The 26,441-nt window shown below is 67.3% G+C and carries 28 protein-coding genes and 1 pseudogene; 13 read left to right on the top strand and 16 right to left on the bottom strand.

Features of this window, described 5'->3' with window-relative positions; translation table 11 throughout:
* Positions 1 to 5 precede the first annotated feature (5 nt).
* Positions 6 to 1,643, top strand: coding sequence for a long-chain fatty acid--CoA ligase (locus tag BLU18_RS02750; RefSeq protein ID WP_092631111.1), 1,638 nt, complete (start codon positions 6 to 8; stop codon positions 1,641 to 1,643).
* Positions 1,644 to 1,712: 69 nt separating this feature from the next.
* Positions 1,713 to 1,868: pseudogene (locus tag BLU18_RS02745) on the top strand (DNA-directed RNA polymerase subunit M); the annotation flags it as partial.
* Positions 1,869 to 1,903: 35 nt separating this feature from the next.
* On the opposite strand, the gene BLU18_RS02740 reads toward BLU18_RS02745, so the two are convergent.
* Both BLU18_RS02740 and BLU18_RS02735 read right to left on the bottom strand, forming a co-directional pair.
* A complete protein-coding gene (locus BLU18_RS02740; RefSeq protein WP_092631108.1) occupies positions 1,904 to 2,632 on the bottom strand; it encodes a hypothetical protein in 729 nt (242 codons plus the stop codon).
* Between the two features lie 6 nt (positions 2,633 to 2,638).
* Positions 2,639 to 3,871 carry an iron-containing alcohol dehydrogenase gene (locus BLU18_RS02735; protein WP_092631105.1) on the bottom strand — a complete coding sequence of 411 codons (1,233 nt, stop codon included), beginning with the start codon at positions 3,869 to 3,871 and terminating at the stop codon, positions 2,639 to 2,641.
* 97 nt (positions 3,872 to 3,968) lie between these two features.
* Here BLU18_RS02735 and BLU18_RS02730 point away from each other — a divergent pair, with 97 nt between their 5' ends.
* A complete protein-coding gene (locus BLU18_RS02730; RefSeq protein WP_092631102.1) occupies positions 3,969 to 4,592 on the top strand; it encodes a ferredoxin--NADP reductase in 624 nt (207 codons plus the stop codon).
* Between the two features lie 58 nt (positions 4,593 to 4,650).
* Here the strand turns inward: BLU18_RS02730 and BLU18_RS02725 are convergent, their stop codons facing one another.
* From BLU18_RS02725 to BLU18_RS02710, 3 genes are all read right to left on the bottom strand, one after another.
* Positions 4,651 to 5,856: an iron-containing alcohol dehydrogenase family protein gene (locus BLU18_RS02725; protein ID WP_092631099.1), complete on the bottom strand. Its 1,206-nt coding sequence runs from the start codon at positions 5,854 to 5,856 to the stop codon at positions 4,651 to 4,653.
* Positions 5,857 to 5,970: 114 nt separating this feature from the next.
* Positions 5,971 to 7,977 (bottom strand): AMP-binding protein, encoded by a 2,007-nt coding sequence (locus BLU18_RS02720; RefSeq protein ID WP_092631096.1) that lies wholly within the window; start codon positions 7,975 to 7,977, stop codon positions 5,971 to 5,973.
* A 450-nt stretch (positions 7,978 to 8,427) separates the two neighbouring features.
* A complete protein-coding gene (locus tag BLU18_RS02710) occupies positions 8,428 to 9,195 on the bottom strand; it encodes an inositol monophosphatase family protein (RefSeq protein ID WP_092631089.1) in 768 nt (255 codons plus the stop codon).
* Positions 9,196 to 9,279: 84 nt separating this feature from the next.
* On the opposite strand from BLU18_RS02710, the gene BLU18_RS02705 reads away from it, so the two are divergent.
* Both BLU18_RS02705 and BLU18_RS02700 read left to right on the top strand, forming a co-directional pair.
* Complete coding sequence (locus BLU18_RS02705) at positions 9,280 to 10,215, top strand: 3,5-dioxohexanoate:acetyl-CoA acetone transferase (protein ID WP_092631086.1); 936 nt, start codon at positions 9,280 to 9,282, stop codon at positions 10,213 to 10,215.
* A 65-nt stretch (positions 10,216 to 10,280) separates the two neighbouring features.
* Complete coding sequence (locus tag BLU18_RS02700) at positions 10,281 to 11,534, top strand: lyase family protein (RefSeq protein WP_092631082.1); 1,254 nt, start codon at positions 10,281 to 10,283, stop codon at positions 11,532 to 11,534.
* Between the two features lie 3 nt (positions 11,535 to 11,537).
* Here BLU18_RS02700 and BLU18_RS02695 read toward each other — a convergent pair whose 3' ends face one another.
* Positions 11,538 to 11,783 carry a DUF7120 family protein gene (locus BLU18_RS02695; protein ID WP_092631079.1) on the bottom strand — a complete coding sequence of 82 codons (246 nt, stop codon included), beginning with the start codon at positions 11,781 to 11,783 and terminating at the stop codon, positions 11,538 to 11,540.
* Positions 11,784 to 11,905: 122 nt separating this feature from the next.
* On the opposite strand from BLU18_RS02695, the gene BLU18_RS02690 reads away from it, so the two are divergent.
* Positions 11,906 to 13,228, top strand: coding sequence for a hypothetical protein (locus BLU18_RS02690; RefSeq protein WP_092631076.1), 1,323 nt, complete (start codon positions 11,906 to 11,908; stop codon positions 13,226 to 13,228).
* Here the strand turns inward: BLU18_RS02690 and BLU18_RS02685 are convergent.
* The 5 genes from BLU18_RS02685 to BLU18_RS02665 all read right to left on the bottom strand — a co-directional run bounded on the left by BLU18_RS02685 (position 13,225) and on the right by BLU18_RS02665 (position 15,920).
* Entirely contained in the window at positions 13,225 to 13,755 is a 531-nt protein-coding gene (locus tag BLU18_RS02685) for a DUF7998 family protein (RefSeq protein WP_092631072.1), read from the bottom strand. The two genes, BLU18_RS02690 and BLU18_RS02685, sit on opposite strands and share 4 nt — an antisense overlap.
* A 25-nt stretch (positions 13,756 to 13,780) precedes the next feature.
* Positions 13,781 to 14,053 (bottom strand): hypothetical protein, encoded by a 273-nt coding sequence (locus tag BLU18_RS02680; protein WP_092631068.1) that lies wholly within the window; start codon positions 14,051 to 14,053, stop codon positions 13,781 to 13,783.
* A gap of 3 nt (positions 14,054 to 14,056) precedes the next feature.
* Positions 14,057 to 15,154 (bottom strand): TIGR04053 family radical SAM/SPASM domain-containing protein, encoded by a 1,098-nt coding sequence (locus BLU18_RS02675; RefSeq protein WP_092631065.1) that lies wholly within the window; start codon positions 15,152 to 15,154, stop codon positions 14,057 to 14,059.
* A gap of 2 nt (positions 15,155 to 15,156) precedes the next feature.
* Positions 15,157 to 15,432, bottom strand: coding sequence for a CGCGG family putative rSAM-modified RiPP protein (locus tag BLU18_RS02670; RefSeq protein WP_092631063.1), 276 nt, complete (start codon positions 15,430 to 15,432; stop codon positions 15,157 to 15,159).
* A gap of 71 nt (positions 15,433 to 15,503) precedes the next feature.
* Entirely contained in the window at positions 15,504 to 15,920 is a 417-nt protein-coding gene (locus tag BLU18_RS02665; protein ID WP_092631060.1) for an SRPBCC family protein, read from the bottom strand.
* 103 nt (positions 15,921 to 16,023) lie between these two features.
* Between BLU18_RS02665 and BLU18_RS02660 the strand changes: the two genes are divergently transcribed.
* The 3 genes from BLU18_RS02660 (at position 16,024) to BLU18_RS02650 (ending at position 17,172) form a co-directional block, all read left to right on the top strand.
* The gene (locus BLU18_RS02660) at positions 16,024 to 16,284 is read left to right on the top strand and encodes a DUF2249 domain-containing protein (RefSeq protein WP_092631057.1); all 261 of its coding nucleotides are present in this window, start codon (positions 16,024 to 16,026) and stop codon (positions 16,282 to 16,284) included.
* Positions 16,285 to 16,334: 50 nt separating this feature from the next.
* Positions 16,335 to 16,523, top strand: coding sequence for a methytransferase partner Trm112 (locus BLU18_RS02655; protein ID WP_092631054.1), 189 nt, complete (start codon positions 16,335 to 16,337; stop codon positions 16,521 to 16,523).
* Positions 16,524 to 16,590: 67 nt separating this feature from the next.
* Positions 16,591 to 17,172 carry a DUF7524 family protein gene (locus BLU18_RS02650; protein WP_092631051.1) on the top strand — a complete coding sequence of 194 codons (582 nt, stop codon included), beginning with the start codon at positions 16,591 to 16,593 and terminating at the stop codon, positions 17,170 to 17,172.
* A gap of 10 nt (positions 17,173 to 17,182) precedes the next feature.
* On the opposite strand, the gene BLU18_RS02645 is transcribed toward BLU18_RS02650, so the two are convergent.
* From BLU18_RS02645 to proC, 4 genes are all read right to left on the bottom strand, one after another.
* Entirely contained in the window at positions 17,183 to 17,941 is a 759-nt protein-coding gene (locus tag BLU18_RS02645; protein WP_092631048.1) for a DUF2267 domain-containing protein, read from the bottom strand.
* Positions 17,942 to 18,029: 88 nt separating this feature from the next.
* Positions 18,030 to 19,367: a glutamate-5-semialdehyde dehydrogenase gene (locus tag BLU18_RS02640; RefSeq protein WP_092631044.1), complete on the bottom strand. Its 1,338-nt coding sequence runs from the start codon at positions 19,365 to 19,367 to the stop codon at positions 18,030 to 18,032.
* A complete protein-coding gene (proB, locus tag BLU18_RS02635) occupies positions 19,360 to 20,205 on the bottom strand; it encodes a glutamate 5-kinase (RefSeq protein WP_092631041.1) in 846 nt (281 codons plus the stop codon). Before proB ends, BLU18_RS02640 begins: the two co-directional genes overlap by 8 nt.
* Positions 20,198 to 20,974, bottom strand: coding sequence for a pyrroline-5-carboxylate reductase (gene proC, locus BLU18_RS02630; protein WP_092631038.1), 777 nt, complete (start codon positions 20,972 to 20,974; stop codon positions 20,198 to 20,200). The genes proB and proC overlap by 8 nt, the downstream gene beginning before the upstream one ends.
* Before the next feature lie 220 nt (positions 20,975 to 21,194).
* Here proC and BLU18_RS02625 point away from each other — a divergent pair, with 220 nt between their 5' ends.
* Both BLU18_RS02625 and cysS read left to right on the top strand, forming a co-directional pair.
* Positions 21,195 to 21,698, top strand: a complete 504-nt coding sequence (locus BLU18_RS02625; protein WP_092631035.1) for a DUF7523 family protein — start codon at positions 21,195 to 21,197, stop codon at positions 21,696 to 21,698.
* A 46-nt stretch (positions 21,699 to 21,744) separates the two neighbouring features.
* Positions 21,745 to 23,226 carry a cysteine--tRNA ligase gene (cysS, locus tag BLU18_RS02620; protein ID WP_092631032.1) on the top strand — a complete coding sequence of 494 codons (1,482 nt, stop codon included), beginning with the start codon at positions 21,745 to 21,747 and terminating at the stop codon, positions 23,224 to 23,226.
* A gap of 62 nt (positions 23,227 to 23,288) precedes the next feature.
* On the opposite strand, the gene BLU18_RS02615 is transcribed toward cysS, so the two are convergent.
* A complete protein-coding gene (locus BLU18_RS02615; protein WP_092631029.1) occupies positions 23,289 to 23,573 on the bottom strand; it encodes a DUF357 domain-containing protein in 285 nt (94 codons plus the stop codon).
* 201 nt (positions 23,574 to 23,774) lie between these two features.
* Between BLU18_RS02615 and BLU18_RS02610 the strand changes: the two genes are divergently transcribed.
* Together BLU18_RS02610 and BLU18_RS02605 are read left to right on the top strand one after the other, a co-directional pair.
* Positions 23,775 to 25,157: an FAD-dependent oxidoreductase gene (locus tag BLU18_RS02610; protein ID WP_092631026.1), complete on the top strand. Its 1,383-nt coding sequence runs from the start codon at positions 23,775 to 23,777 to the stop codon at positions 25,155 to 25,157.
* Between the two features lie 103 nt (positions 25,158 to 25,260).
* Positions 25,261 to 26,337, top strand: coding sequence for an NAD(P)/FAD-dependent oxidoreductase (locus BLU18_RS02605; protein WP_092631023.1), 1,077 nt, complete (start codon positions 25,261 to 25,263; stop codon positions 26,335 to 26,337).
* Positions 26,338 to 26,441: the final 104 nt, after the last annotated feature.

Below are 26,441 nucleotides of genomic sequence, written 5' to 3'. Positions count from 1 at the left end.
AGCGTATGCCGGGTCACGCCCAGACGCTCCGCCCGTTTCTCTCGCGGACCGCCCGCCTGTATCCCGACCGCGAACTCGTCGCTCGTCGCGGCGACTCGACCGTTCGCTACACGTACGCGACGTACGCCGACCGCGTCGACCGACTGGCGAGCGCCCTCCGCGCGGCCGGCATCGACCGCGGTGACCGCGTGGGCACCCTCTGCTGGAATCACGACCGCCACGCCGAGGCCTACTTCGCCGTCCCGAATCTCGGCGCGCAGTTACACACGGTCAACCCCCTGCTCCCCGCGGAGGACATCCAACGGGTCGTCTCGGCGGCGGGCGACCGCCTCCTCATAGTCGACGCATCGCTCGCGGAGACGCTGGTCGACGCCTACGACCCCGACGCCTTCGAGAGCGTCGACCGCGTCGTTGTCGTCGGCGCGGACGCGCCCAACCTCCCGTTCGCGTCGGTGAGTATCGAGGACTTCCTCGCCGGCCACGACGCCGCCATCGACTACCCCGACCTCGCCGGCGACGACCCCGCCGGCCTCTGTTACTCCTCGGGGACGACGGGCGACCCGAAGGGCGTCGCCTACTCCCAGCGGATGCTCTGGAGTCACACCATGGCGATTCAGACGCCGATGGGGCTGGATATCGCCGACGCCGACGTGGTGATGCCCGTCGTCCCGATGTTCCACATCAACGCGTGGGGGCTTCCCTACGCCGCGACGGCGGCGGGCGCGAAACACGTCTACCCCGGCCCCTCGCCCGACCCCGAAGACCTCGTGACCCTCGTCGAAGAGGAGGGCGTCACGCTCACAGCGGGCGTCCCCACCGTCTGGCTTGGCGTCCTCGACTACCTCCAAGACCACGACGCCGACCTCTCCTCACTGGAGCGAATCGTCGTCGGCGGCGCCGCCCCGCCGACCCGTTTGATTCGGGCGTACGACGAGTACGGCGTCGAGGTGGTCCACGGGTGGGGGATGACCGAGACGGCTCCCGTCGGCGCCGTCTCCCACCTCAAACCGGACCTGCGCGACGCCGACGCGGAGACGCGCGTGGCCAAGCAAGCGAAACAGGGGCTGATTCTCCCCGGCCTCGAATTTCGGGTCGTCGACGACGACGGCGATACCGTCCCCCACGACGGCGAGTCGATGGGCGAACTCCTCGTCCGCGGGCCGTGGGTCACCACCGAGTACTACGACGGCGCCGACCCCGATGCCTTCGAAGGGTCGTGGCTCCGCACCGGCGACGTGGTGACCATCGACGCCGACGGCTACGTCGAACTCGTCGACCGCGCGGCCGACGTCATCAACTCCGGGGGCGAGTGGATTTCCTCGCAGGCGCTCGAAACCGCCATCATGGACCACGACGCGGTACGCGAGGCGGCCGTCGTCGGCATCCCCCACGAGCGCTGGGGGGAGCGCCCGGTCGCCTACCTCGTCGCCGACGCGACTGACCCCGAGGCGCTTCGGGACGACTTGTGTGCCCGCCTCAGCGACCGCTACCCCGACTGGTGGGTGCCCGACCGCTTCGAGTTCCTCGGGTCGCTCCCGAAGACGGCGACGGGGAAGTTCGACAAGGTCGGCCTCCGTGGGCGTTCCGACGAGACGCTCTCGGGACCGGTCGACGCCGACCCGCCCGACGGCGACGTTCGCTAATATCGTCGATTCCAGTGTTTCCCGCCGCCGAAGACGGGCCGCGGTACTGGTCGGCGGATGCCCGCCACGACACAGGACGCCACCGAGACGATGCAGGAGCCCTGTCCGGCAGACGACTGCGACGGCGATCAGGCCTACTACGAGATGCTGCCGAAGCCGGGTGGCTCGTACGAGGTTCGGCTGTTCACCTGTGTGGAGTGTGGCCACAAGTGGCGGGAGTCCTGACGGCACTGGGTACAGAGTTCGACAGCATCCACGACTCACCCGGCGACCACTAGCAGGCACCCGAGTGCGAGGCCGACGACGCCGACGAGAAGCCCCGCGAGCGACGTCGTCGCCGTCCCGACGAGCGCCCGCATCGGCGTATCGGTGGCGACGACGAGGGGGCTAACGCTCCCGCCGTCGACGCGGCCGACCACGGTCACGTCGTCGCCCGGACACGCTCGATACTCGCTGTAGCGTCGCCGCCCGAGTGAGAGGGCGCGGGCGAGAGACGACACGGGCGCCGGTAGCGACCACGGCTCGGCCGATATTTCGGGCGTCTCGCGCACGTACTGGGCGATGCGTTCGGGCGGCGAGTCGTCGGGGGCGACCGTCGCGATGCTGACCTGGTCGAGCGCGACGGTCTGACGCGGCGCGTCCACCGGAATCGCGGCGTGGGGTGTTCGCACCGCGAAATCGACGCTCTGGGTCGGTTCGTGAATCGTCACGTCGGTCGGCAGGAGGTAGGAGCTGAGTCGACGCTCCGTGACCGTCGTCCGGAGTGCGACGCAGTCGATGCCGCTGAACGGCGCCGAAACCGTCTCGCCGGTCGATTCGACGGTCCCCGAGACTCGCACGAGCGCCCCGTCCGCGGCGTCTTCGATTCGCGAGAGGGGCGTCGCTCGCAGGAGACCGCTCGCCCGCCAGACGTAGCGGAGGCTGACGAGCGTGACGAACAGGCCGATGGCGAGCATGACGCCGCCGAACAGGGTGGCCGTGGAGGGCACGTTGGGTCAGGAGCGGCGCGGACTGTCCGGCGCCAGCGCGTCGTCGTAGATGGTGACGTAGAGGTCGGCGAGTTCGTCCCGGGTGGGTTTTCGGGGGTTGTTGTCGGGTGACCCGGAGTCGATGGCGTCTTGGACCATCTCGTCGACTACGTCGAGGTACTCGTCGCGGCTGGGAACCTCGCCGAAATCGTCGAGATAGCCCGTGAGGTCCACGTCTTCACAGAGGCGGAGGATTCCCTCGGCGGCGGCGTCGGCGGCCTCGCGCGTCGGCGTGCGGGCGTCGGCGACGCCGAGGATGCGCGCGATTTCGGCGTACTTCTCCGGTGCGGCCGCCGACGAGAACTCGACGACGTAGGGGAGGATGAGGCCGTTCGCGAGGCCGTGGGGGATGTGGAGTTGGGCGCCGAGCGGTCGGGCGAGGCCGTGGACGAGGGCGACGGAGGCGTTCGTGAAGGCCTGTCCCGCCTGCAACTGGCCGACCATCACGTCGGCGCGGGCGTCGAGATTGTCGCCGTTGGCCCACGCGACGGGGAGCGAGCGGACGATACGCTCCATCGCCGCCTCGGCGTAGCCGTCGGGGACGCTGTAGGACTTGACCGAGACGTACGCCTCGATGGCGTGGGTGAGCGCGTCGATGCCCGTGAAGGCGGTGTGGCTCTTCGGGAGCGAGACGGTGAGTTCCGGGTCCTCGATAGCCACGTCGGGGACGACGTTCGCGGAGACGATGAGGAACTTCGTCGACGTGGACTCGTCGCTGACGACGACCGAGCGCGTCGCTTCGCTACCCGTTCCGGCCGTCGTGTTGACGGCGACGAGCGGCGGGATGGGATTGGGGACGCCCTCGTAGCCGGCGCGGTCGACGCCGAAGTCGCGAATCGAGCCGTCGTTGGCGGCGAGGATACCGACGCCCTTGCCGGTGTCGATGGAGGACCCCCCGCCGAGCGTGACGATGAGGTCACAGTCGTGCTCTTCGTACAGGGCGTGGGCGCTCTCGATGTTCTCGACGGTCGGATCGGGGCGCACGTCGGTGTAGACGACGCTGTCGACGCCGGCGGCTTCGAGCCGGTCGACGACCGTGTCGCCGTGGAACTCGAAGATCTGCTCCGTGGCGACGACGAGGGCCGTGTCGCCGTAGCGGGTCGCGTGCTCGCCGACCGTTTCGACCGCGCCGGCACCGAGTTCCATCCGTCCCGGCGAGACGACCGTGCGCGTCTCGCTCGAAAGTACCGTGTCGTGCATTCAGGACGGCCATGGGACGTTGTCACCTTATAGATTGGTAGCCCGGAGCCGAACGACGCATCGAAGGTTTATCCCCCGGCGCCCCCCACGGATTGGTATGACCCAGACCACCGTCACCGCCATCGAGGAGGTCGGCACCCGAACGGTCGCGCTCGAACTCGAGACGCCCGAGGGGTTCGACGCCGACCCCGGACAGTTCGTCCTCGTCCGCGCCACCGTCGACGGCGTCGAAGAGACCGGCTACTACACGCTCTCCTCGCCCGACGCCGAGGAGACGATGGAGATAACCGTCGAGTACGTCCCCGAGGGAACGCTCGCTCCGTGGCTGGCCGAACGCGAACCCGGCGACACGGTCGAGATAGAGGGGCCGTTCGGCGACGTACAGTACACGGGCGACGGTGACGCCATCGTCGTCGCCGAGGGCCCGGGCATCGGTCCGGCGGTCGGCATCGCCGAGCGTGCGACCCGCGCCGACCACGACGCCACGGTCGTCTTCTGGGGCGAGGAACCGCCGCATCGGGACCGCCTCGACGCCCTCGAATCGGCGGGCGCGACGGTCCTCCTCGTCAGTTCGCTCGACGAAGCCGCTGACACCCTCGCGGCGGCCGGTGACGCCACCGTCTACGTCTTCGGCTTCGAGTCGTTCGTCCGCGACGCCAAGACCGTCGCCGACGCCGTCGGCGTCGACGACCTGCAGGCCGAGAGCTTCGGCCCGCGCTGATTCTCTCCGCCGTCCCCGAGTCGCGACCGTCCGCCGCGTAACCCTTCTCGACGGGCGACTACCACGCCGCGTCGAGGACCCCACGAACGTCCTCGACCGTCGGGTCCAGATCCGTCGGCACCGTCGCCATCAGCGAGTCCTCGACGGTCCGCGCCGCGATATCGTCCAAGTCAGTCCGCGTCACGCCGTCGAGAGTCCGCAGTCTGTCGGGAAGTCCCAACGCGTCGCGCACCTCCGCCACCGCCGCCACGACGCCCTCGGCCACGTCGCCCTCAGACGCGTCGACGCCGAGTGCCTCCGCCAACAGGTCGCGCCGGCCGTCGACGTTCTCGAAGAGATAGCGCAGGACGTGCGGGGCGACGACGCCGTGGACGGCGCCCTGATGTACGTCGGCGGTGCGTGAGAGGCCGTGACCGAAGGCGTGAATGATGGATAGCTTGTACGCGCCGGGCGTCGAGACGCCGTACTGCACGCAGACGATGCCCGCGAGTACGTCGTCGAGTCGGTCGGCGTCCATCGGGTCGTCGCGGAGCGTCGGCAGGCCCGAGCGCAACAGGCGAAGCCCGCGAGCGGCGGTGCCGTCGGTGACCGGCGTCGAGTTGCGGGTGTAGAGTGCCTCGACCCCCTTGTCGAAGCCGTTCATCGCCGAGGCGGTCAGGACGTTCGTGGGCGTCGTCCGAAACAGGTCGGCGTCGTAGCAGAGCGCTCGCGGCATCAGGCGTTCGTCGCCGACGCCGCCACTCGCCGGCCGGTCGGCGTCGGGGCCGAGGGCGAAGGTCACGCCCGCGACGGTCGAGAGGTCGGCGCCCGCGAGCGTCGTCGGGACGGCGACGACGGGGAGCGGGTCGCCCGCTTCGACCGAGAGCGAGGCGTCCGCGACCGCTCGCTCGCCAACCGCCCGCGGGTCGGCGTCGTGGGTCGTCAGCGTCGCCATCACCTTCGCCACGTCGAGCGAACTCCCGCCGCCGACGGCGACGAGGACGTCGGCGTCGACGTCGCGGGCGCGTTCGACGCCCTCGATGGCGGTGCCGAGGTACTTCTCGGGCGTCGTCTCCGCGAAGACGCCCGCGAGGCGGTCGCCGAGGCCGTCGCGAATCGGGTCCATCACCGCGGGCGTCGAGCCCACGGTCTGCCCGCAGACGACGAGCGCGCGGTCCCAGTCGTGGCGCGCCATCGTTGCATCGAGGTCTGTCACACACCCCGGTCGGCACGTGATGTCGCCCGGGCGGTACGCGAACGAGAATCGCTGTCGGTCGTCGGTCATCGTCTCCCCAACGTCGCGGCGAGACTAATACTGTCGGCTGTACGTCGATACAGAACGTCGGCATCCCCGGGTGCCGAAGTCCTCGAATCAGTCACAGCCGACAGTGTACGTCCCCTACCGCGCGTCCTCGATATCGTCCAACACGTCGGGGTTCTCGATGCTGCTCATGTCGCCGAGTTCCTCGCCGCGGTAGACGGCTTCGATGGCGCGGCGGATTATCTTCCCGCTCTGGGTCTTGGGGAAGGCGTCGACGAACAGCACTTCGCGCGGGCGGAAGGGCTTGCCGAGTTCCGCGCCCACGGTATCGCGAACTGCCTCGCGGAGGTCCTCGCTCTCCGTCGCGCCGGCTTCGAGGACGACGTAGAGGACGACGGCGGTGCCCGTCGTGTCGTCGGGGGCGCCCACGGCGGCGGCCTGATTCACCGCCTCGTGTTCCATCGCCGCGCCCTCGACTTCCGCGGGGCCGACCTTCCGGCCCGCGACGTTGAGGGCGTCGTCGGCGCGGCCGTGGAGGAACCAGAACCCGTCTTCGTCTTGCTGTGCCCAGTCGCCGTGGTCCCAGAGGTCGGGCCACGAACTCCAGTACTCCTCCAGATATCGGTCGTCGCCGCTCCAGAGCGACTTGGTCATGCTGGGACAGGAGTCGCGCGCGACGAGGAATCCCCGGTCGTTCGTCTCGGCGATGGAGTCGCCCTCGCGGTCCACGATGTCGATATCCATCCCCAACCCCGGGCCGCCGAGGGTGCAGGGCTTGAGCGGCGTGATGGGCATGGGCATCAGGAAACAGCCCATTATCTCCGTGCCGCCCGAGATGTTGATGATTGGCGTGTCGCCGCCGCCGACCTCCTCGTGGAACCAGAGCCACGACTCGGCGTCCCACGGTTCGCCCGTCGACCCCAGCAAGCGCAGACTGGACAGGTCGTGACCCTCAACCCACTCGTCGCCACGCTTGCGGAGCGCGCGAATCGCGGTGGGCGAGATGCCGAACTGCGTGACGCCGTGGTCGTCGATGAGCTCCCAGAAGCGGTCGGGTTCGGGGTGGTCGGGCGCCCCCTCGTACATCACCACCGTCCCGCCGTGGGCGTGCGTGCCCATCAGCGTCCACGGACCCATCATCCAGCCGATGTCGCTCACCCAGAAGAAGCGGTCCGAGGGCTTGAGGTCCATCCCGAAGTACACCTCCTTGGCCGCCTGCATCAGGGCGCCGGCGTGGGTGTGGACGATGCCCTTCGGTTTCCCCGTCGTCCCCGAGGAGTAGAGGAGCATCGACTCCTGATTCGCGGGCAGGGACTTGGTGTCGTAGTCGTCGTCGGCCGTCTCGACGACGTCCGCCCAGCGCTCGTCTCGGTCGTCGTCCCACGGAATCTCGCCGTCGCTGACGAGGCCGAGACGGTCGTAGACGACGGTGTGTTCGACGTGGCCCGCCTGTTCGATGGCGTCGTCGGCCGCCGCCTTCAGCGTCACCTGACTGCCGCGGCGGTAGAACCCGTCGCCCGTGAAGAGCACCGAACACTCCGCGTCGCCGATGCGGGTCGCGGTGGCGTCGACGCCGAATCCGGAGAAGATGGGGACGGCGACGGCGCCCACCTTGAAACAGCCGTAGAGAATCGAGACCACCTCGGGCACCATCGGCATATACAGGCCGACGGTGTCGCCCGTGCCGACGCCCCGGGATTCGAGGTAGTTCGCCACGCGGTTGGACTGCTTGGCGAGTTCGTGATACGTCACCTCGCGCACGTCGCCGGGTTCGCCCTCCCAGATGCAGGCGACCGTGTTGCGGCGGTCCGAGTCGGCCGCCGCGTAGCGGTCAACCGTGTTGTGCGCGGCGTTGAGTTTCCCGCCGGGGAACCACTGCGTGAACTGCGGGCCCTCGGCATCGTTCCGGACGGCGTCGTACCCCTCGTTGAATTCGATGTCGAGGTAGTCGACGAGTTCGTCCCAGAACCACGTCACGCCGGAGCGCGGTTCGCCCTCGACGCGCGAGGTGGTGCGCGCTATCAACTCGTCGTAGTCGTCGATGTCGTAGGTCTGCATGAACTCCCAGACGTTCGTCGACTCGACGAACTCCCGAGAGGGGTGGTAGACGACGTCGTCGGTCTGCTGTGCCCGTTCTCGGCTCATGCTCCGAACTGCATCCGGCGCGAGTAATATGTTTTCGTGTGTCGGGGGTGTGGTCGCCCGTCCTAGAAATGATTCAGAACGTCGGGATTCCATCGTTCGACACAACCACTGTGCTACAATATTCCGCTGTCGTGACGTGAAAATAGAGGATAGCGGTCACTCTCACACCCAGCGAAGTGTGGCTTGGTGTGTCTCAGACCACGTATGCGACACTCACGATGACGAGACACACTCCGATAAATCGGAACGTCCACAGCAGCAGATCGGATGGTTCGGACGGAGCTGACTGTGTGTCACGCAAGGAGTCGAGGCCGAAGTGATAGAGCCAGTTAGGGACCAAGATGTACGCGACGCCGAGCAGCGCAGACCCAATCCCCACGAGTAGATGCAGTAGGTCCACATGAAATAACTCTCAACTGACACACTTGAATTCGGTGTATCGATCGCTACTCACTCGGGCAGCGCCGCGAGCAGCTCCTCGTGAATATCGCCGTTCGAGGCGACGATGCCTTCACTCGCCGGCGTCCACGGGTTGCCGTCCAAATCCGTCACTCGCCCCCCAGCGCGTTCGACGAGGTGGACGCCGGCGACGGTGTCCCACGGGTGCGTTTCGAGGAGACCGACGGCGGCGTCGAGGCGGCCGTCGGCGACGAGTGAGAGCGTCGCCTGCGCGGAGCCGAGGCGACGAATATCGCCCACGACGGGCGAGATGGAATCGAGCAACGCCGCGTACGTGTACTCCCGGTCGTAGCGGAGCGTCGGCGCGACGAGACTCGACCCGATGTCGGTCACCTCGCTCACCGTCGTCGCGTCGCCATCGCAGGTGACGCCGTGCGTGCCCGCGTGGTACTCGGTGTCGAGTGCCGGCCAGACGTTCGCGGCGGCCACCGTCTCGCCGTCCTCGACGGCCGCGACGCTCGTCACCCAGATGGGCAGGCCGCGGACGTAGTTCGTCGTGCCGTCGATGGGGTCGACGACCCACGCCGTCTCACCGGGGCGCAGGCGGGAACGCTGGTCGCCCTCCTCGCCGACGATGGCGTCGTCGGGGAACTCCTCCGCGATGCGCTCGATTACGCGTCGTTGGGCGCCCCGGTCGGCCTCGGTGACGTAGTCGGTGGCCGACGACTTCGTCTCCACCTCGAGAGTCGTCCGAAACAGCTCCATGGCGAGGTCGGCGCCCGCCCGGGCCGCCTCGACGGCCATGTCGTGTCGGTCCATTACCTCCGCGTACCCCACCCCGAGCCAAGAGGGTTCGGGGAGTCGAGCCATACTACTATGGTCGTCTCCCCCGTGCGATGGGGCATGCGCGACTTCGAGAAGACCATCATCTCGTGTGCGGTGACCGGGGCCATTCACACGCCGACCATGTCGCCACACCTCCCCATCACCGCCGAGGAAATCGCGGCAGAGGCCATCGCCGCCGCGGAGGCGGGCGCGAGCATCGTCCACATACACGTCCGTGACGAAGAGACGGGTGAACCCGTCACCGACCTCGACCTGTTCCGGCAGGTGGCCGAAACCGTCGAAGCCGAATGTGACGCCATCGTCCAACCGACGACTGGGGGCAACCCGACGATGCCCGTCGAGGAGCGCATCTCCGTCGTGCCAGCGCTCGAACCCGAGATGGCCTCCTGTAACATGGGTTCCATCAACTTCGGCCTCTACCAGATGGCCGACGCTTTCGACGAGTTCGAATACGACTGGGAACCGGAACACCTCGAAGCCTCTCGGGACAACGTCTTCCGAAACACGTTCGAGGACCTCGAATCTATCCTCCCAATCTTTGACGAGCACGGCACTGTCCCCGAACTCGAGGTGTACGACGTGGGCCACCTCTACAACGCGAAACACCTCGTCGACCGGGGCTTGCTCTCGACGCCGCTTCACATCCAGTTCGTGATGGGCATCCACGGCGGCATCGGCGCGTCGGCGAAGAACCTCTCTCACCTCGTCGACATCGCGGACGACCTGTTCGGCGACGACTACTCCTTCTCGGCTATCGGCGCCGGACGCAAGGAGTTCCCCCTCGGCACGCAGGCGGTGTCGATGGGCGGACACGCCCGCGTCGGCCTCGAAGACAACCTCTTTCTCGAACGCGGGCGCCTCGCGGAGAGCAACGCCGAACTCGTCGAGAAGATGGTGCGCTTGACGCGCGAAGTCGCTGGCAGGGAGATAGCCACGCCCGACGAAGTCCGTGAGTTCCTCGGCCTGAAGGGGCAGTCGGAAACGGCAGTCTGACCCGCTGGCCGCCCGGACCGAGGCGGTACAAAACCCTTTAGTGCAGTCTGCGGGTACGCGAGTGCATGCTTTGGGAGAACACCGAGCACTCGGCCAGCGAGGCGACGTTGCAGTACACGATGGAGCCAAAGGAGTTCGAGAACCGGTTTCTCCCGTACGACGTGCTGACGAACCTCGCCCACGTCACGATGCTCAACCGGCAGGGGTTCGTGACCGACACCGAACTCGACGAACTTCGCGCGGCCCTGACCGACCTCTATCACGAGGCCGACGAGGTGGAGGGTGAGGACGTTCACACGTTCGTCGAGGAACGCGTCACCCAGCGAACGGAGGCGGGCAAGAAGATGCACCTCGCCCGCTCTCGCAACGACCAGATTTTCGTCGACACGCGCCTGTTCATGAAAGACGCGACCATCGACCTGGCGCACCGACTGCTGGACTTTATCGACGCGCTCAGCACCTTCGCCGAGGAGAAGAACATGCTCATCCCCGGCTACACCCACCAGCAACAGGCGATGCCGTCTTCGACGGGGTTGTGGGCGTCGAGCTACGTCGACGCGCTCATCGACGACCTGAAATCACTCCGCGCGACCTATCGGATAATCGACAGCAACCCGCTGGGCGCCGCGGCGTCGTACGGCACCAGTCTCGACATCGACCGCGACCTGACGACCGACCTCCTCGGCTTCTCGCAGAAACAGCATAACCCCATCTACTGTTCGAACCGCGGGAAACAGGAACTGCAACTGTTGCAGGCGCTCGATTTGGTGATGCTCGACGTGCAGAAACTGGCCGAGGACGTCATCAACTTCTCCGAGGACCAGCAGTTCTTCGAACTCGCCGACGACTACACGACGGGCAGTTCCATCATGCCCCAGAAGCGCAACCCCGACATCCTCGAACTCGCGCGGGCGAAAGCCGAGGAGGTGTCGGCCGGCAAGGAGGCCATCCGCCGAATCATCGGCAAACTCCCGAGCGGCTACAACCGCGATAGCCAGCAGACGAAGGGCCACCTCATCGAGGGTATCGACACCGTTCGGGCGACGCTCGACATCCTCACACCACTCGTCGAGAGCCTCGAACTCTCCGACGACTTCGAAATCGACGACGGCATCTTCGCCGCCTACACCGCCAACCAGAAAGTCAAAGGAGGGATGGCCTTCCGAGACGCCTACCACGAGGTCAAGCAGAGTCAGGAGTACGAGACACACTCCGAGGTAGCGGAACCCGTCAACCAGCCAATCGGCGACCTGCGCTCGTTCTGGGCGGACGAACGCGAGCAGTTCGACGCGATGTCCGCGAATCTGCTTGCCGAGTAGCGCTTACAGCGTGCGTTCGTCGTCGCCGCCTTCGTTCCGCATTGCTGGGTCTTGCTGGTCCTCAACGACCTGCGTGAACAGGTCTTCGTCCGCGACCTGACTCGTCGACTCCTCGGTCGTGTAGGCCGACACGCCGAGCGACAGGAGTTCCTCGACGGCCTGGTCGCGGTTGATGAACTCGCCTTCCTCGATGAGCTGTCGAATCTCGATGTCCACGTCGTCCGGGAGCGAAACTTCGGCGGTTGGCATATCCGGCACTCAAACGCCCCACGTATTAAAAACCCGGTTCGGGCGGTGTCGCCGACGCGTCTCACACGACCCCGAACACGTTCGCCGCGAGACTCAGGGCGACCGGTCCTTTATATTCAGATATGGCCGCTGTTCCCAGCGACGTGGACACGTCCAGCCAGCCGCCGCTCGCAATCCCGCTCAGACACTTCGTCGTCGCGCTGGGGTTCCTGCTCGCCGGCGCGGCCCTCGGCGTCGTCGACACCCTCTGGTCCGTCCCCGGGTTCGCGCGCCTCGCCCACCTCCACCTACTGCTCGTGGGCTTCGTCTGCCTCACCATCGCGGGCGCGATGACGCAGTTCGTCCCCGTCTGGTCGGGGACGGCGCTCCACTCCCGGCGGCTCGCGAGCGCCCAGCTGTGGCTCCTCACCGGCGGACTGCTCGGCTTCGTCGCCGCCCTCCTGACCGGCCGACTCGTGGCGCTCCCCGTCTTCGGGGGCCTCGTCCTCGCCGGCTTCTGGGTGCTCGCCTACAACGTGGGGCGGACGCTCGCCGCCAGCCGTCCGCTCGACGTGACCGAACGCCACTTCGCCGTCGCGCTTGCCTTCTTCGTCGCGCTGACGACGCTCGGCCTCGGCTTGGCCGTCGACCTCGTGGTGCCGTTTCTCGCCCCCGCAGTGCCCCGCGGTGCCGTCGTCAGCGCCCACGCCACCCTCGCTCTCTTCGGCGCCGTCCTCACCACCGTCTTCGGCGCGCTCTACCAACTCGTCACCATGTTCGGCCAGACCGACCTCGACGACACCGACCGGGCGCTCCAGCGTGCAGAGATGGTGGTCTATCCGATTGGTGTCGTCGCACTCGCGGCCGGTCGACTCCTCGGCGCCGCGTCACTCGCCCGCCTCGGCGCTGCGCTCCTCCTCGCGGGCGTCCTCGCCGTCGTCGTCGTCCTCGGGCGTCGACTCCGCGACGCCCGCGTCGAGTGGACGCCGATGCTGACTCGCTACGGGCTTCTCGTGCCCGTGCTGGCGCTCTGGACGCTCCTGACGATTCCGGCGTGGCTCCGTGCCCCCCTCGCCGGCGACGCGACGTTCGGAGCGCCGGGCACGGCCCACCTCCTCGCGATGGTCTTCGTCCTCGTCCTCGTCGGGACGCTGTACCACATCGTCCCCTTCCTCGTCTGGGTCCACCGGTACAGCGACCGACTGGGATTCGAGGACGTGCCCATGATAGACGACCTGTACGACGACCGCCTCGAAACGGCGGACCTCGTACTCGTCGCTGGCGGGGGTGCGCTCCTCGTCGCCGGCGAGTGGGCCAGTCAGGCTGCGGTTCGGACGCTCGGCGGCGGCGCCCTCGCGTTCGGCCTCGCGGTGTTCACTCTGAACGTCGCGCTGGTCGTGTGGCGACACGCGCCCGGGTCGCTCCGCCGCGCGGCGACGGGCGGCGTCGACGCCGACCAGTCTTAGAAGGGACTCGACGCGTCCGCCGACTCGCCCTCGTCCGGAATCTCGCCCGTCTCCTGATACGTCGACTCCAAGTCCGTGAGGCGGGCGTTGATGCGCGTGCTCGCGCCGTGCATGGGCGCGACGCGGACGCGAACGAGGTCGAATTCGTGGGTCGCGTCGTCGGCGTTCCACGCGCGGAACGACGCCGTCGCCAGCGTGTCGCTCTGCGGGCAGAACTCCGTCGTCGGCGTGAACTCCGCGCGGAGGACGTTCGAGTCGTCCGCGTCGACGGCGTAGCGGTACCCCGCGTTCGGATGCCGCGCGTCGAGGTTCAGGCGCGCGAGGTTGTAGCCGAAGGTCACGTCGTAGACGGTGCGCTCCTCGAACAGCTGTCGCGTGAGTCGGTGGAACGCGGTGTGGTCGCGACCCTCCAACACGTCGTGCCCGTCGAGGAACGGGCCTGGTTCGGGAACGTGTTCGGGGACGAAGGCGTCGTAGTCGTCGAACCCGTCGTCGTCGTTTGAACCGGGGCGCGGGATGAGTGACATGGCTGTAGGTACAGCTCGGGACGCCCTACTCTCTCTCCCGAATATGTTCCGGGTCGAACAGTCGCGCGACCGCAGGGTCGTCGTCGGCCGCCGCTCGCGCCGGGTCGAGGACGCCGGCGGCGATTCGATGCGCCATGCAGGCGACGGTCCGGCGCTGGGCCGGCGTCAGTCCGTCGAGCGCCGTCAGCGCCGTCGCCAGTTCTCGCTCCGCGACGGCGACGCCACTCCGACGGAGGCGGGCGGGAAAGTCGTCCGCCGTGGGACTATCGCCGCGTTCGGCACAGCGTTGCGACGGCATGGCTCAGTCGCCCGAGACCGGCGTTCTGCCGTCCGGGAGCGGTCCGTCGTACTCTTCGGGGACGTATGCACAGAGTGGGTCGCTCGCCAGCGGGTCGCCCGTCGTGGCGTACGCGCGCGACCGACTCCCGCCGCAGACGCCGCGATACTCGCACGCGCCACACTTCCCGCGGAGCGCGTCGGGGTCGCGGAGGCTGGTGAACAGGTCCGCGTCGCGATACGTCTCGACCAGCCCCTGTTCGCGGACGTTCCCCGCCGACTCCGGGAGGAAGCCGGAGGGATACACGTCGCCGACGTGGCTGACGAACGCGAAGCCGTCGCCGGCCGTGATTCCCGTCCGGCGACCGATGGCGTCGGCGGCGGCGTCGGCGCCGTCTCCCTGTCGCTCTTGGAGCGCGACCCGCCGGTAGTGGGGCGCTTCCGTGGTCTTGACCCCGAAGGAGGCGTCGTCTTCGACCGCCGCCAGCCACGCCATCACGTCTTCGGCGCGGTCCGGGTCGATGGAGTCGAGGACGGCCCCGCGGCCGACGGGCACGAGGAAGAACACCGACCAGAGCACCGCACCGAGGTCGGAGACCAACTCGCGAATCGCCGGGAGGTCGTCGACCGTCTGGGCGCAGACGGTCGTGTTTATCTGGAGGGGGAGGCCGGCGTCGTGGGCCGCACGCGCCGCGCGGAGCGTCGAATCGAAACTTCCGGGCTCGCCGCGGAACTCGTCGTGCGTGGCGCGCGAGCCACCGTCGATGCTCAGCGCGAGGCGACGTGCCCCCGCGTCGGCGAGCGCCGAGACGCGGTCGGGCGTCAGCGACGCCGTTCCGCTCGGCGTCAGCGTCATCAGGAGGCCGCGGTCCGCCCCGTACTCGACGAGTTCGACGGTGTCGTCGCGGACGAGTGGGTCGCCGCCCGAGAGGACGACCAGTTGGTTCTCGCCGAACGCTCGCGCCTCGTCGAGGAGCGCCTTCCCCTCCTCGGTCGTGAGTTCGTCGGGGTGGCGGTCCGGTTGGGCGTCGGCCCGGCAGTGCTTGCACGTCAGCTCACACGCTCGCGTCAGTTCCCACACGAGCACGAACGGCCGTCGGTCCGTGTCGACGTTGGCGTGCATGGTCAGACGTGAACGCGAGTGACGTATCCGCCACACCCACACTGGTCGACGTACTCGAGGGTCACGTCCTCGAACCGCTCTCGGAGCGTCGGATAGAGGTACGCCTCCGGGTGACCGTGGTCGGCGTGCGTGACGAGATTGACGTGGTTGCCCGGGGCCGTCTGTTCGACGGCCTCGATTGCCTGCTCCATCAACAGGTCGCGACTGGCGGCGTGTTCGGGACCTTCGAGGTTCGCCGACCACGACGTGTCGTGGACGGTGCTATCGGATTGGCTCATAGAGAGTGATTGTAGTCGCTCGCCCCCAAATCGTCCCCCGAACACGTTCGTTTCAGTTGGGTGTCAGAACGTCAGTCCGCCGCCGATTCGAGGTAGTCGAACTGCGCTTCGAGCTCTTTGCGGCGCTGGCGGCGGATGACCGTCGAATCGAGCAGGTCGCCGACGAGCGCCACGTCGAGGGCGAAGTCCGTCGTCGCCTCGACGGTGGTTCCGGCCTCGCCCGCGTCGGAGAGCCGATAGACGGTGCGCATCGACTCGAAGATGCCGTCGCGCTGTTCGTACGCGAGGACGGCGTCCTGAACGTCGACGCGTTCGAGCGTCAGTTCGATGGTCGCGATGCCCACCCGGTTTTCGAGGTCGATGCGGTCGCCCTCCACGGTCACGTCGTCGAAACCCGCGGCGAGCATGAACGTCTCTACGTCCTCCATCGCCGACTGTACGACCTCTCTCGGTGCGGCAATCGTCCGCGAGACGGTGACTGATTCCATAGCGGGAGTCCTGTCGCCACTACCAAGAACCTCGTCCCGGACGAAACTCCGGGCGAACGTGTTCGGGGCAACCCCCTCGGTGCGCCCCGTTCAACGAGTATGTATGTCAGGCGTCGATACCCTCTTGGCCGAGACGGACGCCCCGGCGACCGACTCCCGCGAGGTGCTCGACGTGCGGGAACTGCCGCCGCCGGAGCCGCTGAAACAGACGCTCGAAACCGCCGCGGACCTCGACGACGGCGTCATCGTGCAGGTAAATGACCGCGTTCCACAGCACCTGTTCCCCCGCCTCGACGACCGGGGGTTCGCGTACGAGACGGTCGAACGAGACGACCGGGTCGTGACGGCAATCTGGCGCGCCTGAGTCGCGCCGGACCCGTGGATTTTTATCGGCCCGCCGCCACCTCCCGTCCAATGAAGGAATCCCTAATGGAAATCCTCTGTGACCCGCTCGACAAGAGCGACCTCGAACTCGAAGTCGAGGAGCGAGACGGCGAGGAAATCGTCGAAGGCCGCCTCATCGGAACCACCACGGGCGAGGTGTACCCCATCGAGGACGGCATCCCGAACCTCCTGCCGCCGGACATGCGCGACGAAGAATGACGCGGGACGCGCCGTCGACCCGGCGTTCGGCCTGAAGTTTTTTCGTCCCTCGGTGTGACTCCCGTGTGTGACTCCGGTCTTGCTCGTCGAGTTAAACCGTGGAGCGCTTCACACTGTGGAGGCGCCTGCCGAGTTCACCATCGACCGGTCGTTCTCCCTCGAACTCCGCAACCACGGTGAAGCCGTCCACGCTCACGTCCACGCCGACGACGCCCTCTCGGCCGTGGCACGCGTCGACTCCGACGGCAATATCTTCGTCGAGCAAGGCGCGACGCATTCGGTCCCCATCGGCGTCGAATCCGTCGACTCGCCCGTGACGGGGACGCTCCAAATCGCCACCGGCTACGGCTCCGAGACGGTCGAAATCGAGGTGACGGTCGAACCCGAGACGGACGACCAGTCGGTCGACGTCGACGAGACGCTCTCGACGCCCCAGACCGAGGACACCGGCCCGTCGAAACCACCGCTCACCGACCGCCTCGCGGGCGTCCTCCCCAGTCGGCGGACGCTGCCCGTGCTCGGTCTCGGCCTGCTCGCAATCGCCGTCGCCATCAGCGTCGCCAACGCCGTTCAGACCCCGGCGGTCCTCATCGGTGCCGGCGTCGTCGTGGGCGCCGTCCTCGTCGCGCTCGTCGCCTTACTGCGGTAACTGCGCTGTCTCACACCCGCAAATCGAGTAGCGGCTCGTAACTATCGGGCAGTTGGGCCGCGGCCCGCTCTCGCTCGCGTTCGGGCACGGATTCCGCGAGCGCGTCGCCAACGGCCGACACGTACTCGCGGGCGCGCCCCTCGGACGCGCCGGTTCTGTCGGCGACTCGGTCGACAAACCCGTCGGCGCCGAACGTCCCCGCGTCGTTGGTCGCTCGTCGGGAGAGCCACGCCGAGGCGTCGCCACGTAGGTAGGGCGCCACGTCCGTGGCTTCCCCCTCCGCGAGTCGATAGCCGAGCACCGTCAGCGTCGCGCGAGCGGCGGACTCCGCGATGTCGCGTTCGAACGCGCCGGCGTCGGCGACGATATCGACGAACGTCGCCCCCGGTTCGACCGACGCGGGGTCGAACAGCGACCCGTACGCCGGCGGGAGTTGCGCGCGGAGGTCGGCGAACGCCTCGGGCCCGATGACGGTGCGCAGGCCCGCAAGCGCCACTCGAATCTTCGGGCGCGGGCTGTCCACCTCGGCGTCCGAGCGCACCCGGTCGACGAACTCGTCGATGCTCGGCGGCGTCGGGTCGGTGCTGTCCATCTCGCGGACGGCCGACGCGTAGCGGTCGCCGAGCCACGACGCCACCTCGCGGCGCTCGTCCTGTGTGAGACACGCCGCGAGCGCACGAAGCGTCGCGTCGATAGTCCGCTGCGCTTCGGCTTCGGACTCGAACACGCTCGCCCGCCGAACGACGCTGGTGAGACCCGGGTCGGACATACCGAGCTACCAATTGGCAAGGACGGTGTTAAAATGAGGGTCTAGCCACGCTATCGAGAGGATTCGAGGCGTCAGCGCCCGAATCGCCTCACTCCTCGGCGAGGTGGCCGGGAACCCACTCGCCCGCGAACTCCTCGTGGCGGTAGGGCTTCGCGCTCTCGCCGGAGTAGGTGGCGACGAGCTGGCCGTCGCCCTCCAGGTAGTACTTGTAGGTGGTGAGGCCTTCGAGGCCGACGGGGCCGCGGGCGTGAATCTTGCCCGTGCTGATGCCGACTTCGGCGCCGAGGCCGTAGCGGTAGCCGTCGGCGAAGCGCGTCGAGGCGTTGTGGAAGACGCTCGCCGCGTCGATGCTTCGCATGAACGTGCTCGCGCGGTCGGAATCTTCGGTCAGGATGGACTCGGTGTGTTTCGAGCCGTGGGTGTTGATGTGGTCGATAGCGGTAGCGAGCGAGTCGACCACCTTGATCGAGAGTTCGAGGTCGCCGTACTCCGTGTCCCAGTCGTCGTCGGTCGCGGGGTCGAGGTCCACGATTTGGCGGGTGGCGCCGTCGCCGCGCAGGGTGACGTCGGCCTCGCGGTAGCGCTCCACTATCTCGGGGAGGAAGTCTTCGGCGACGGCCTCGTGGACCAGCAAGGTCTCCACGGCGTTGCAGACGGCGGGATACTGCACCTTCGCGTCGAAGGCGACGTCCTCGGCCATCGAGAGGTCGGCTTCGCGGTCGACGAAGACGTGACAGATACCCTCCGTGTGCCCGAGAACGGGAATCTGGGTGTTGTCCTGGATGTAGCTGACGAACTCGGAACTCCCGCGGGGCATCAGGAGGTCGATGGCGTCGTCCATGTCGAGCATGGTGTTGACGTCCTCGCGGGCCTCGATGAGTTGCGCCCAGCCCTCGGGCACGTCGAGGTCCGCCGTCGCGTCGCGGATGATTTCGTAGAGGACGCGATTCGAGTGGCTGGCCTCGCTGCCGCCCTTGAGAATCACCGCGTTGCCCGACTTGAGGCTCAGGGCGGCGATTTGGACCAGCGCGTCGGGGCGGGACTCGAAGACGGTGCCGATGACGCCGATGGGGACGCCCACCTTGTAGAGTTCGAGGTCCTCGTCCAGACGGCGGGCCGAGAGCGTCCGCCCGAGGGGGTCGTCCTGTTCGGCGACGCTCCGGACCATCTCCGCGATGCTCTCGAGTTTCGACGGCGAGAGTTCGAGGCGGTCGACGAGTGCGCGACTGTACTCGCCGGCTTCGAGCATCTCCTCGCCCTCGGCGACGTCTTTCTCGTTGGCCTCGAGGATACGCGCCTCCGCGTCCTCGATGGCGTCCGCGATGTCGTGTAAGGCGGCGCTTCGCACCTCGTCGTCGGCTTTCGCCAACTCCAGCGCCGCGGTCTGTGCCTCCGCGACCTTCTCCTCTGTGGCTCGTTCAGTCATCGATGACACCGTTCACGGGAATGAATATCGTCCCCACGGATTTGCCAGTAGCGATTCGTTCCAGCACGTCCGGCTCCGACGACCCGGCGATGATGGCCGGGATGCCGTGCTCGCTGGCGTCGCGAGCGCCCTGCACCTTCGTCTCGATACCGCCGAAGCCGACGCCCTCGCTCGACGCGCCGGCGATGAGTTCCTGCACGTGGCCGTAGTTGCGCCCGATGGCCTCGATGCGCTCCGCGTCCGGGTCGCGTTTCGGGTTGCCGGTGTAGATGGCGTCCACGTCGGTGAGCGTCACCAGCAAGTCGACGTCGACGCCGACAGCGACCGACGCCGACAGCATGTCGTTGTCGCCGATGCGAATCTCCTCGGTCGCCACCGCGTCGTTCTCGTTGATGATGGGGACGACGCCCCAGTCCAGTAGGGTCTCGATGGTGTTGCGGAAGTTGGTGAACCGTTCGGGGTTGCCGAGGTCGTGGTCGGTCAGCAGAATCTGGGAGACGGTGCGCCCGTAGCGCTCGAAACTCTCCGTGTAGCGTCGCATCAGGTGGCTCTGACCCACCGTCGACAGCGCCTGCGACTCCTCGACGGTCTCTTGGGGGTAGCCCACCCGCCCTTTCCCGGCGCCGATGGCGCCCGAGGAGACGAGGATGACCTCCTTCCCGCGCGAGAGGAGGTCCTCGATGTCGTCGACGAGTTTGTCGAGTTTCTCGTCGTCGAGGTTGGACTCGTCGTCGGTAAGGGAGTTGGTGCCGGCCTTCACGACGACGCGTTCGGCGTCCGCGGCGAGTTGGCGGGTCCGCTCTATCTCCGCCTGGGTCACCGCCTCCTCTTCACTCATCGTCGAAGTCTCCGGCGAGTTCCCGCGAGCGCTCTGCCGCGGCGCCCAGCGTCTCGCCCACGACCGATTCCACGTCGCTGTCCCACAGGACCTCCATCCCCTCGATGGTCGTGCCGCCCTCGGAGCAGACGGCGTCGATGAGTTCCGCCACGTCCTCGTCGGCCCGAAGCACCGTCTCGGCGGCCCCCTTGAACGTCTGGGCCGCGAGCGTCTCGGCGGCATCAGGGTCCAAGCCCTCCGCGACGGCGGCGTTCTGCATCGACTGGATGAAGTAGTAGACGAAGGCGGGACCGCTCCCGTTGAGCGCCGTCGCCACGTCCATCTGGTCCTCGTCGACGACGACGTACTCGCCCAAGTCGTCGAGGAGGCCGGCGACGGCGTCGTCCGGGTCGTCCCACGCGACGGCGGCGGCCATGTTGCCCGTCTCCGCCGCCATATTCGGCATGACGCGAACCACCGTCGCGTCCGTGTGTCGCTGGAGGAACGACCGGGGGACGCCCGCCGCGACGGAGACCAGCGTCGTCGACGCCGGCAGGTCCAGGTCGTCGAGCACCGACTCGATGGAGTTGGGCTTGACGGCGACGATTACCACGTCGGCAGTCGCCGCCTCCGCGACGTCCGTCGTCGTCTGCGCACAGTACGGGTCGAGTGCCTCCAGAGTGTCGTGGTTCCGGTCACACGCCGTCACCCGGTGGGTGTCGACCCGCGAGAGGCCCTTGACGAGGGCGCTCCCCATGTGGCCGCATCCGATAACGCTGACGTCAGTCATTCGTAGGTCATGTAGGCGCCGACCCGGATAAACAGACTTTGATTCCGACCGTGGGCGGGCCGAGAAGCGTCGGCGGGGGTCGACGGGGGGGATTGTCGCCCGCCGCGTTTCGGGACAGTGGTTCGACTCTCATAACTGTACGCTGAATCACACTTCTGTAATCACCCCGACAGGTCGAGAGTCGGCGCGTTTATCCGCCGACCGGTCGCAGTCGGCGGATATGTCCATCGCCGAAGCGACGCGCGAGGCCGTCCGCGAGCGACCCTTCCTGCTCGACGCGCTTCGAGCGGGCGTCGTCAACTTCCGGGCCGCCGCCACGACGCTCGATATCGAAGCCCCGAACGGCGACCCGTCCGACGACGCCGTCGCCGCCGCGCTCCGCCGCTTCGCCGACGACCTGCCGGCGCGCACGACGACCGACCGCGACGCTCGCGTCACCGTCGAACGCGGCGTCGGTTTCGACGGCGACGGCGACGCCCTCCTCGCCGTCGGCGAGTCCGAGGTGTACGCCGACAGCGGGTCACAGACGGCGTTGCTCGCCGTCGGCGACGTGGACGGGCGGGCGCTGGCGACCGTCTTGGCCCGTCTCGACGCCTCGGACATCGACGTCACGGCCGCGGGCGTCGCGGGCGACCATCTGCTCGTCGTGGTGGGCGGGCGGACGGGCGGGCAGGCGCTCCGCGTCGTCGAGGCGGCGCTTGACGCCGTGCCCGACTCGGCGTGACCGCGTTTCTTCAGATATTAATGCCTCGGCGCGGAACGCCTCTCGCATGACGCTGTCCGTGACCAACACGCTGACGGGCGACCGCGAGGAGTTCGAACCAGGGGACGAGGAAGTCCTGCTGTACGTCTGTGGGTTGACGGTCTCGGACGACGCACACCTCGGTCACGCCCGCGTGTGGACCCACGCCGACGTGATGCACCGTTGGCTCGACCACTGCGGGTACGACGTGCGCCACGTCGAGAACTTCACCGACGTGAACGAGAAAATCGTCGCCCGCGTGGGCGAAGACGACCTTGGCGAGTCCGAACTCGACGTGGCGGAAGGGTTCGTCGGCTCCGTCCTCTCGGACATGCGCGGCCTGAACCTGAAGCGCGCGACGGTCTACCCCCGCGTCTCCGAGCACGTTCCGGAGATTATCGACCTCGTGCAGACGCTCATCGACCGCGGCTACGCCTACGAGGCCGGCGGCTCCGTCTACTTCGACGTGACCGAGTTCGAGGAGTACGGCAAGCTCTCCAACCAACAACTCGACGAGATGGAGGCCCAAGGCGACCCGAACGAGCGCTCGGAGAAGCGCAACCCCGCGGACTTCGCACTCTGGAAGGCTGGCGGCGTCGCGCCATCCGACGTGGCCGAACACCGCAAGGACGACCGACCGCTCGGCGACTCTCCGCCCAGCGGCGAGACGTGGGAGTCGCCGTGGGGCGAGGGGCGTCCCGGGTGGCACATCGAGTGCTCGGCGATGAGCACGACCCACCTTGACGACACCATCGACATCCACGTCGGCGGCCACGACTTGGTCTTCCCGCACCACGAGAACGAAATCGCCCAGAGCGAGGCGGCGACGGGCGAGCAGTTCGCCCGCTACTGGATCCACACGGGCCTGCTCGAGACCGCAGGCGAGAAGATGAGTTCCAGCCTCGGCAACTACTTCTACGTCGCCGACGCCCTCGCAGAGTTCGGGCCGAACGTCATCCGGACGTTCTACCTCTCGACCAACTACGGGTCGTCACAGACCTACAGCGCGGCGGCGATGACCGAAGCCGAAGAACGGTGGGAGCGCCTCGAACGCGCCTACGAGGCGGCGGTCGAGGCCTGCGACGGCGTCGACGCTCGAACGAAGATGGAGGCCGACGACCTGCGGTCGGCCGTCGAGCGAACGCGCGAGGAGTTCACCGCTGCGATGAACGACGACTTCGGGGTTCGGGAGGCGACGGCGGCGTTGCTCGAACTCGCGACGGCGGTCAACCGCCACGTCGACGAGGGCGACACCTACGACTACGTGGGCCTCCGACGCGCCATCGAGACGTTCGAGGCGTTCGGCGAGGGCGTCTTCGGCCTCCAGTTCGGCGACGACGATGCGGGCGAGGCCCATCTCGCGGACGACTTGGTCGAACTCGTCCTCGATGTGCGCGAGGCCGAACGAGACGCGGGCAACTACGAACGGGCCGACGAGCTGCGCGACGACTTGGAAGCGCTGGGTATCGAAGTCGAGGACAGCGACGACGGGCCGACCTACCGGTACTGACACCGCTCGACGACTTTTGTATCAGGCGGGACGTTGCCGAAGTTCGTCGTCGTGGCGAATGACTACGTCGTGAACAGTTCTGTCTCCTCGGGCACGGCAAAGAGCCCCATCCGAACGCCGGCGTCGAGCCAGCCGTACCCGTACGAGAAGGAGGCGAGGGCGTTCACCGGGTCGTCGGCGTCGCGGAAGTGACGGCCGTCGTCGAGATACGACACCGCCATCTCTCGACACTCCGCGGCGGCGACGCCGAGAGGGGTGTCGTCGGGCGGCCGGACCTCCGCCTCGTCGAGGGCGTCGGCGAGCATTCGCTCGTAGCGGTCCGTCTTCTCGATGAGGTCGGCGGGCATACGCCGTGGTGGGGTCGCCGACGGCAAGAAGATGTGGGAGCCGACTCCCCGCCGTCGATACTCGCGTAGTCGATTTCTCCGGACGGTCGAACCGACGAAGCGTACTGTCGATATCGCCTACGTTAATTGTCGATAGTCAGGTCGGGAAAATAATAAGCTAGCCGTCCAAGAGTGTACTGTAGAAGGGATTCTGGAATAGCCATGCCAGGAACATACGATCTAGTCATCGTCGGTGGCGGGATTAGCGGTGCATCGCTCCTGTACACGACCGCGAAGTTCACCGATATCGACTCGATAGCGCTCATCGAGAAGGAATCGGAACTCGCGTCGATAAACTCGCATCACACGAACAACTCTCAGACGCTTCACTTCGGCGACATCGAGACCAACTACACCCTCGAGAAGGCTCGCGACGTGAAAGAGGGGGCAGAGTTGCTCGCGGGGTATCTGGAGGGCCACGACTCCGACCGCGAGATGCACGCCAAGCGAAGCAAGATGGTTCTGGGCGTCGGCGAGGAGGAAGTCGCCGAGCTCGAAAAGCGGTACGACGAGGAGGGGTTCGGCGACCTCTTTCCGAAGCTTCGACCCATCGAGCGGGACGAAATCGCCGATATCGAGCCGAAGGTCGTCGACGGGCGAGACCCGGATACGGAACTGCTCGCGCTCCAGACGCCGGACGGCTACGTCGTCGACTACGGCGAGACGACGAGGTCCTTTGTCTCGGAGGCGGCCGAAGAACCGGACGTGGACGTCTACACCGGGACGGCAGTCACCGACATCACGCCGACCGTCGACGGCTTCACGCTGGAGACGACCGACGGCCGGTTCGACTGTGACGCGACTGTCGTCGCCGCCGGGTGTCACAGCCTCCAGATGGCGAAAGAGCTCGGCTACGGAGAGGAGAAGGTGTTGCTCCCCGTCGCGGGGAGTTTCTTCCTCGCAGACGACCTCCTGAACGGCAAGGTGTACACGCTCCAGATGAAGAAACTGCCGTTCGCCGCGGTCCACGGCGATGCGGACGTACACGACGCCAGCATCACGCGGTTCGGCCCGACGGCGAAGCTCGTGCCGACGCTCGAACGCGGGCGGCTCTCGACGACGAAGGACTTCCTCGACGTCTTCGGGCTGAACGTGGCGGCGTTCCACAGCTACGCCAACATTCTCTCCGACCGGGTGTTGCTGCCCTACGTCCTCCGGAACTTGCTGTACGACCTCCCGGAGGTCGGGCGACGGCAGTTCCTCCCGCACGTCCAGAAGGTCGTCCCGAGCGTCGACCTCGACGACATCGAGCGAGCGTCGGGGTACGGTGGTGTTCGACCGCAGATCGTCGACACCAACGAGAAGTCTCTCGACATGGGCGAGGCGAAAATCGTCGGCGACGACATCATCTTCAACATCACGCCCTCGCCGGGTGCCTCGACGTGCCTCAAGAACGCGATGCGGGACACGCGGACGCTCCTCGAGTTCCTCGACGGTGACTACGAGTTCGACGAGGAGGCGTTCCGAGCGGACACGATAGGCAACTTCCCGCGCGCGAGCGACGCGTCCCGTGCTGACGGTGAGGTTTCGGCGACGGACGATTGAGCGAGCGCTCGCGACGACGGTCGACGCGTACACCACAGTACTGAAGCGCCGGAATTACGACCGACAACGCAAGGTAAATGGGGGTGTCACCCCTATCGTCTGTATGAGCAAGAGCGACAGCGCCGAACACAGGCGCCTCATCATCGCTGGGAGCGGAATATCGGGACTTACGGCCGCCATCTACGCCGCGCGGTCGAACAACGACCCCCTGGTGTTCGAGGGCGACGAACCCGGCGGTCAGTTGACGCTGACGACCGACGTCGACAACTTCCCGGGATTCCCGGAGGGCATCAGCGGCCCCGAGCTGGTCACCAACATGAAAGACCAGGCCCGGAAGTTCGGCGCCGAGGTCGAGAACGGCGTCATCGACTCCGTCGACGTCGAGGACGGCGACGGCCCGGGGCGGACCTTCCACGTCACGCTCACCAACGGCGAGACGTACACGTCGGACGCGTTCATCGCCGCGTCGGGTGCCAGCGCACGCACCCTCGGCATCCCGGGCGAGGACGAACTCATGGGCTACGGCCTGTCGACGTGTGCCACCTGTGACGGCGCCTTCTTCCGCGACGAGAAAATCGTCGTCGTCGGGGGCGGCGACGCCGCCTGCGAGGAGGCCGTCTTCCTCACGAAGTTCGCCTCGACCGTCTATCTCGTCCACCGACGCGACGAGTTCCGCGCGGAGGACTACTGGATCGACCGCATGATGGAACACGTCGACGACGGCGACATCGAACTCAAGCTGAACACGGAAGTGACGGAGCTCCACGGCACGCAGGAGGAGGGCGTCGACCACGCGACGATGGTCCACCACCCCGAGGGCCACCCGACGGACAAGCTCGACGACCCCGAGACGGAGGAGTTCGACTTCGACGCCGGCGCGGTGTTCTACGCCATCGGCCACACGCCGAACACGGACTACCTCGAGGGCCTCGACGTCGAGATGGACGACGAGGGCTACCTCGAAACAGTGGGCGGCGACGCCGGCGGCCAGACGGCGACGGGCGTCCCCGGCCTGTTCGGCGCGGGCGACGTGGTCGACTTCCACTACCAGCAGGCCATCACCGCGGGCGGCATGGGCTGTAAGGCGGCGCTCGACGCAGACAGCTACCTCGAAGACTTGGAGCGTGAACGCGCCGCGGCAGACGCCGAGGCGCCCGCGGCCGCCGAGAGCGACGACTGAGACGGCCATTGTAAATCCTCATTGGTGCTTCGCCGCCCCGTCTCGGCGACCCACCGGAAACAGTTACAATACTCCGTCCGAGCCAACCGGTCACGGTCCGCATC

The organism is Haloplanus vescus (genome assembly GCF_900107665.1).
Classification (GTDB): Archaea; Halobacteriota; Halobacteria; order Halobacteriales; family Haloferacaceae; genus Haloplanus; species Haloplanus vescus.
This window is presented reverse-complemented; position numbering and strand designations above follow the sequence as displayed.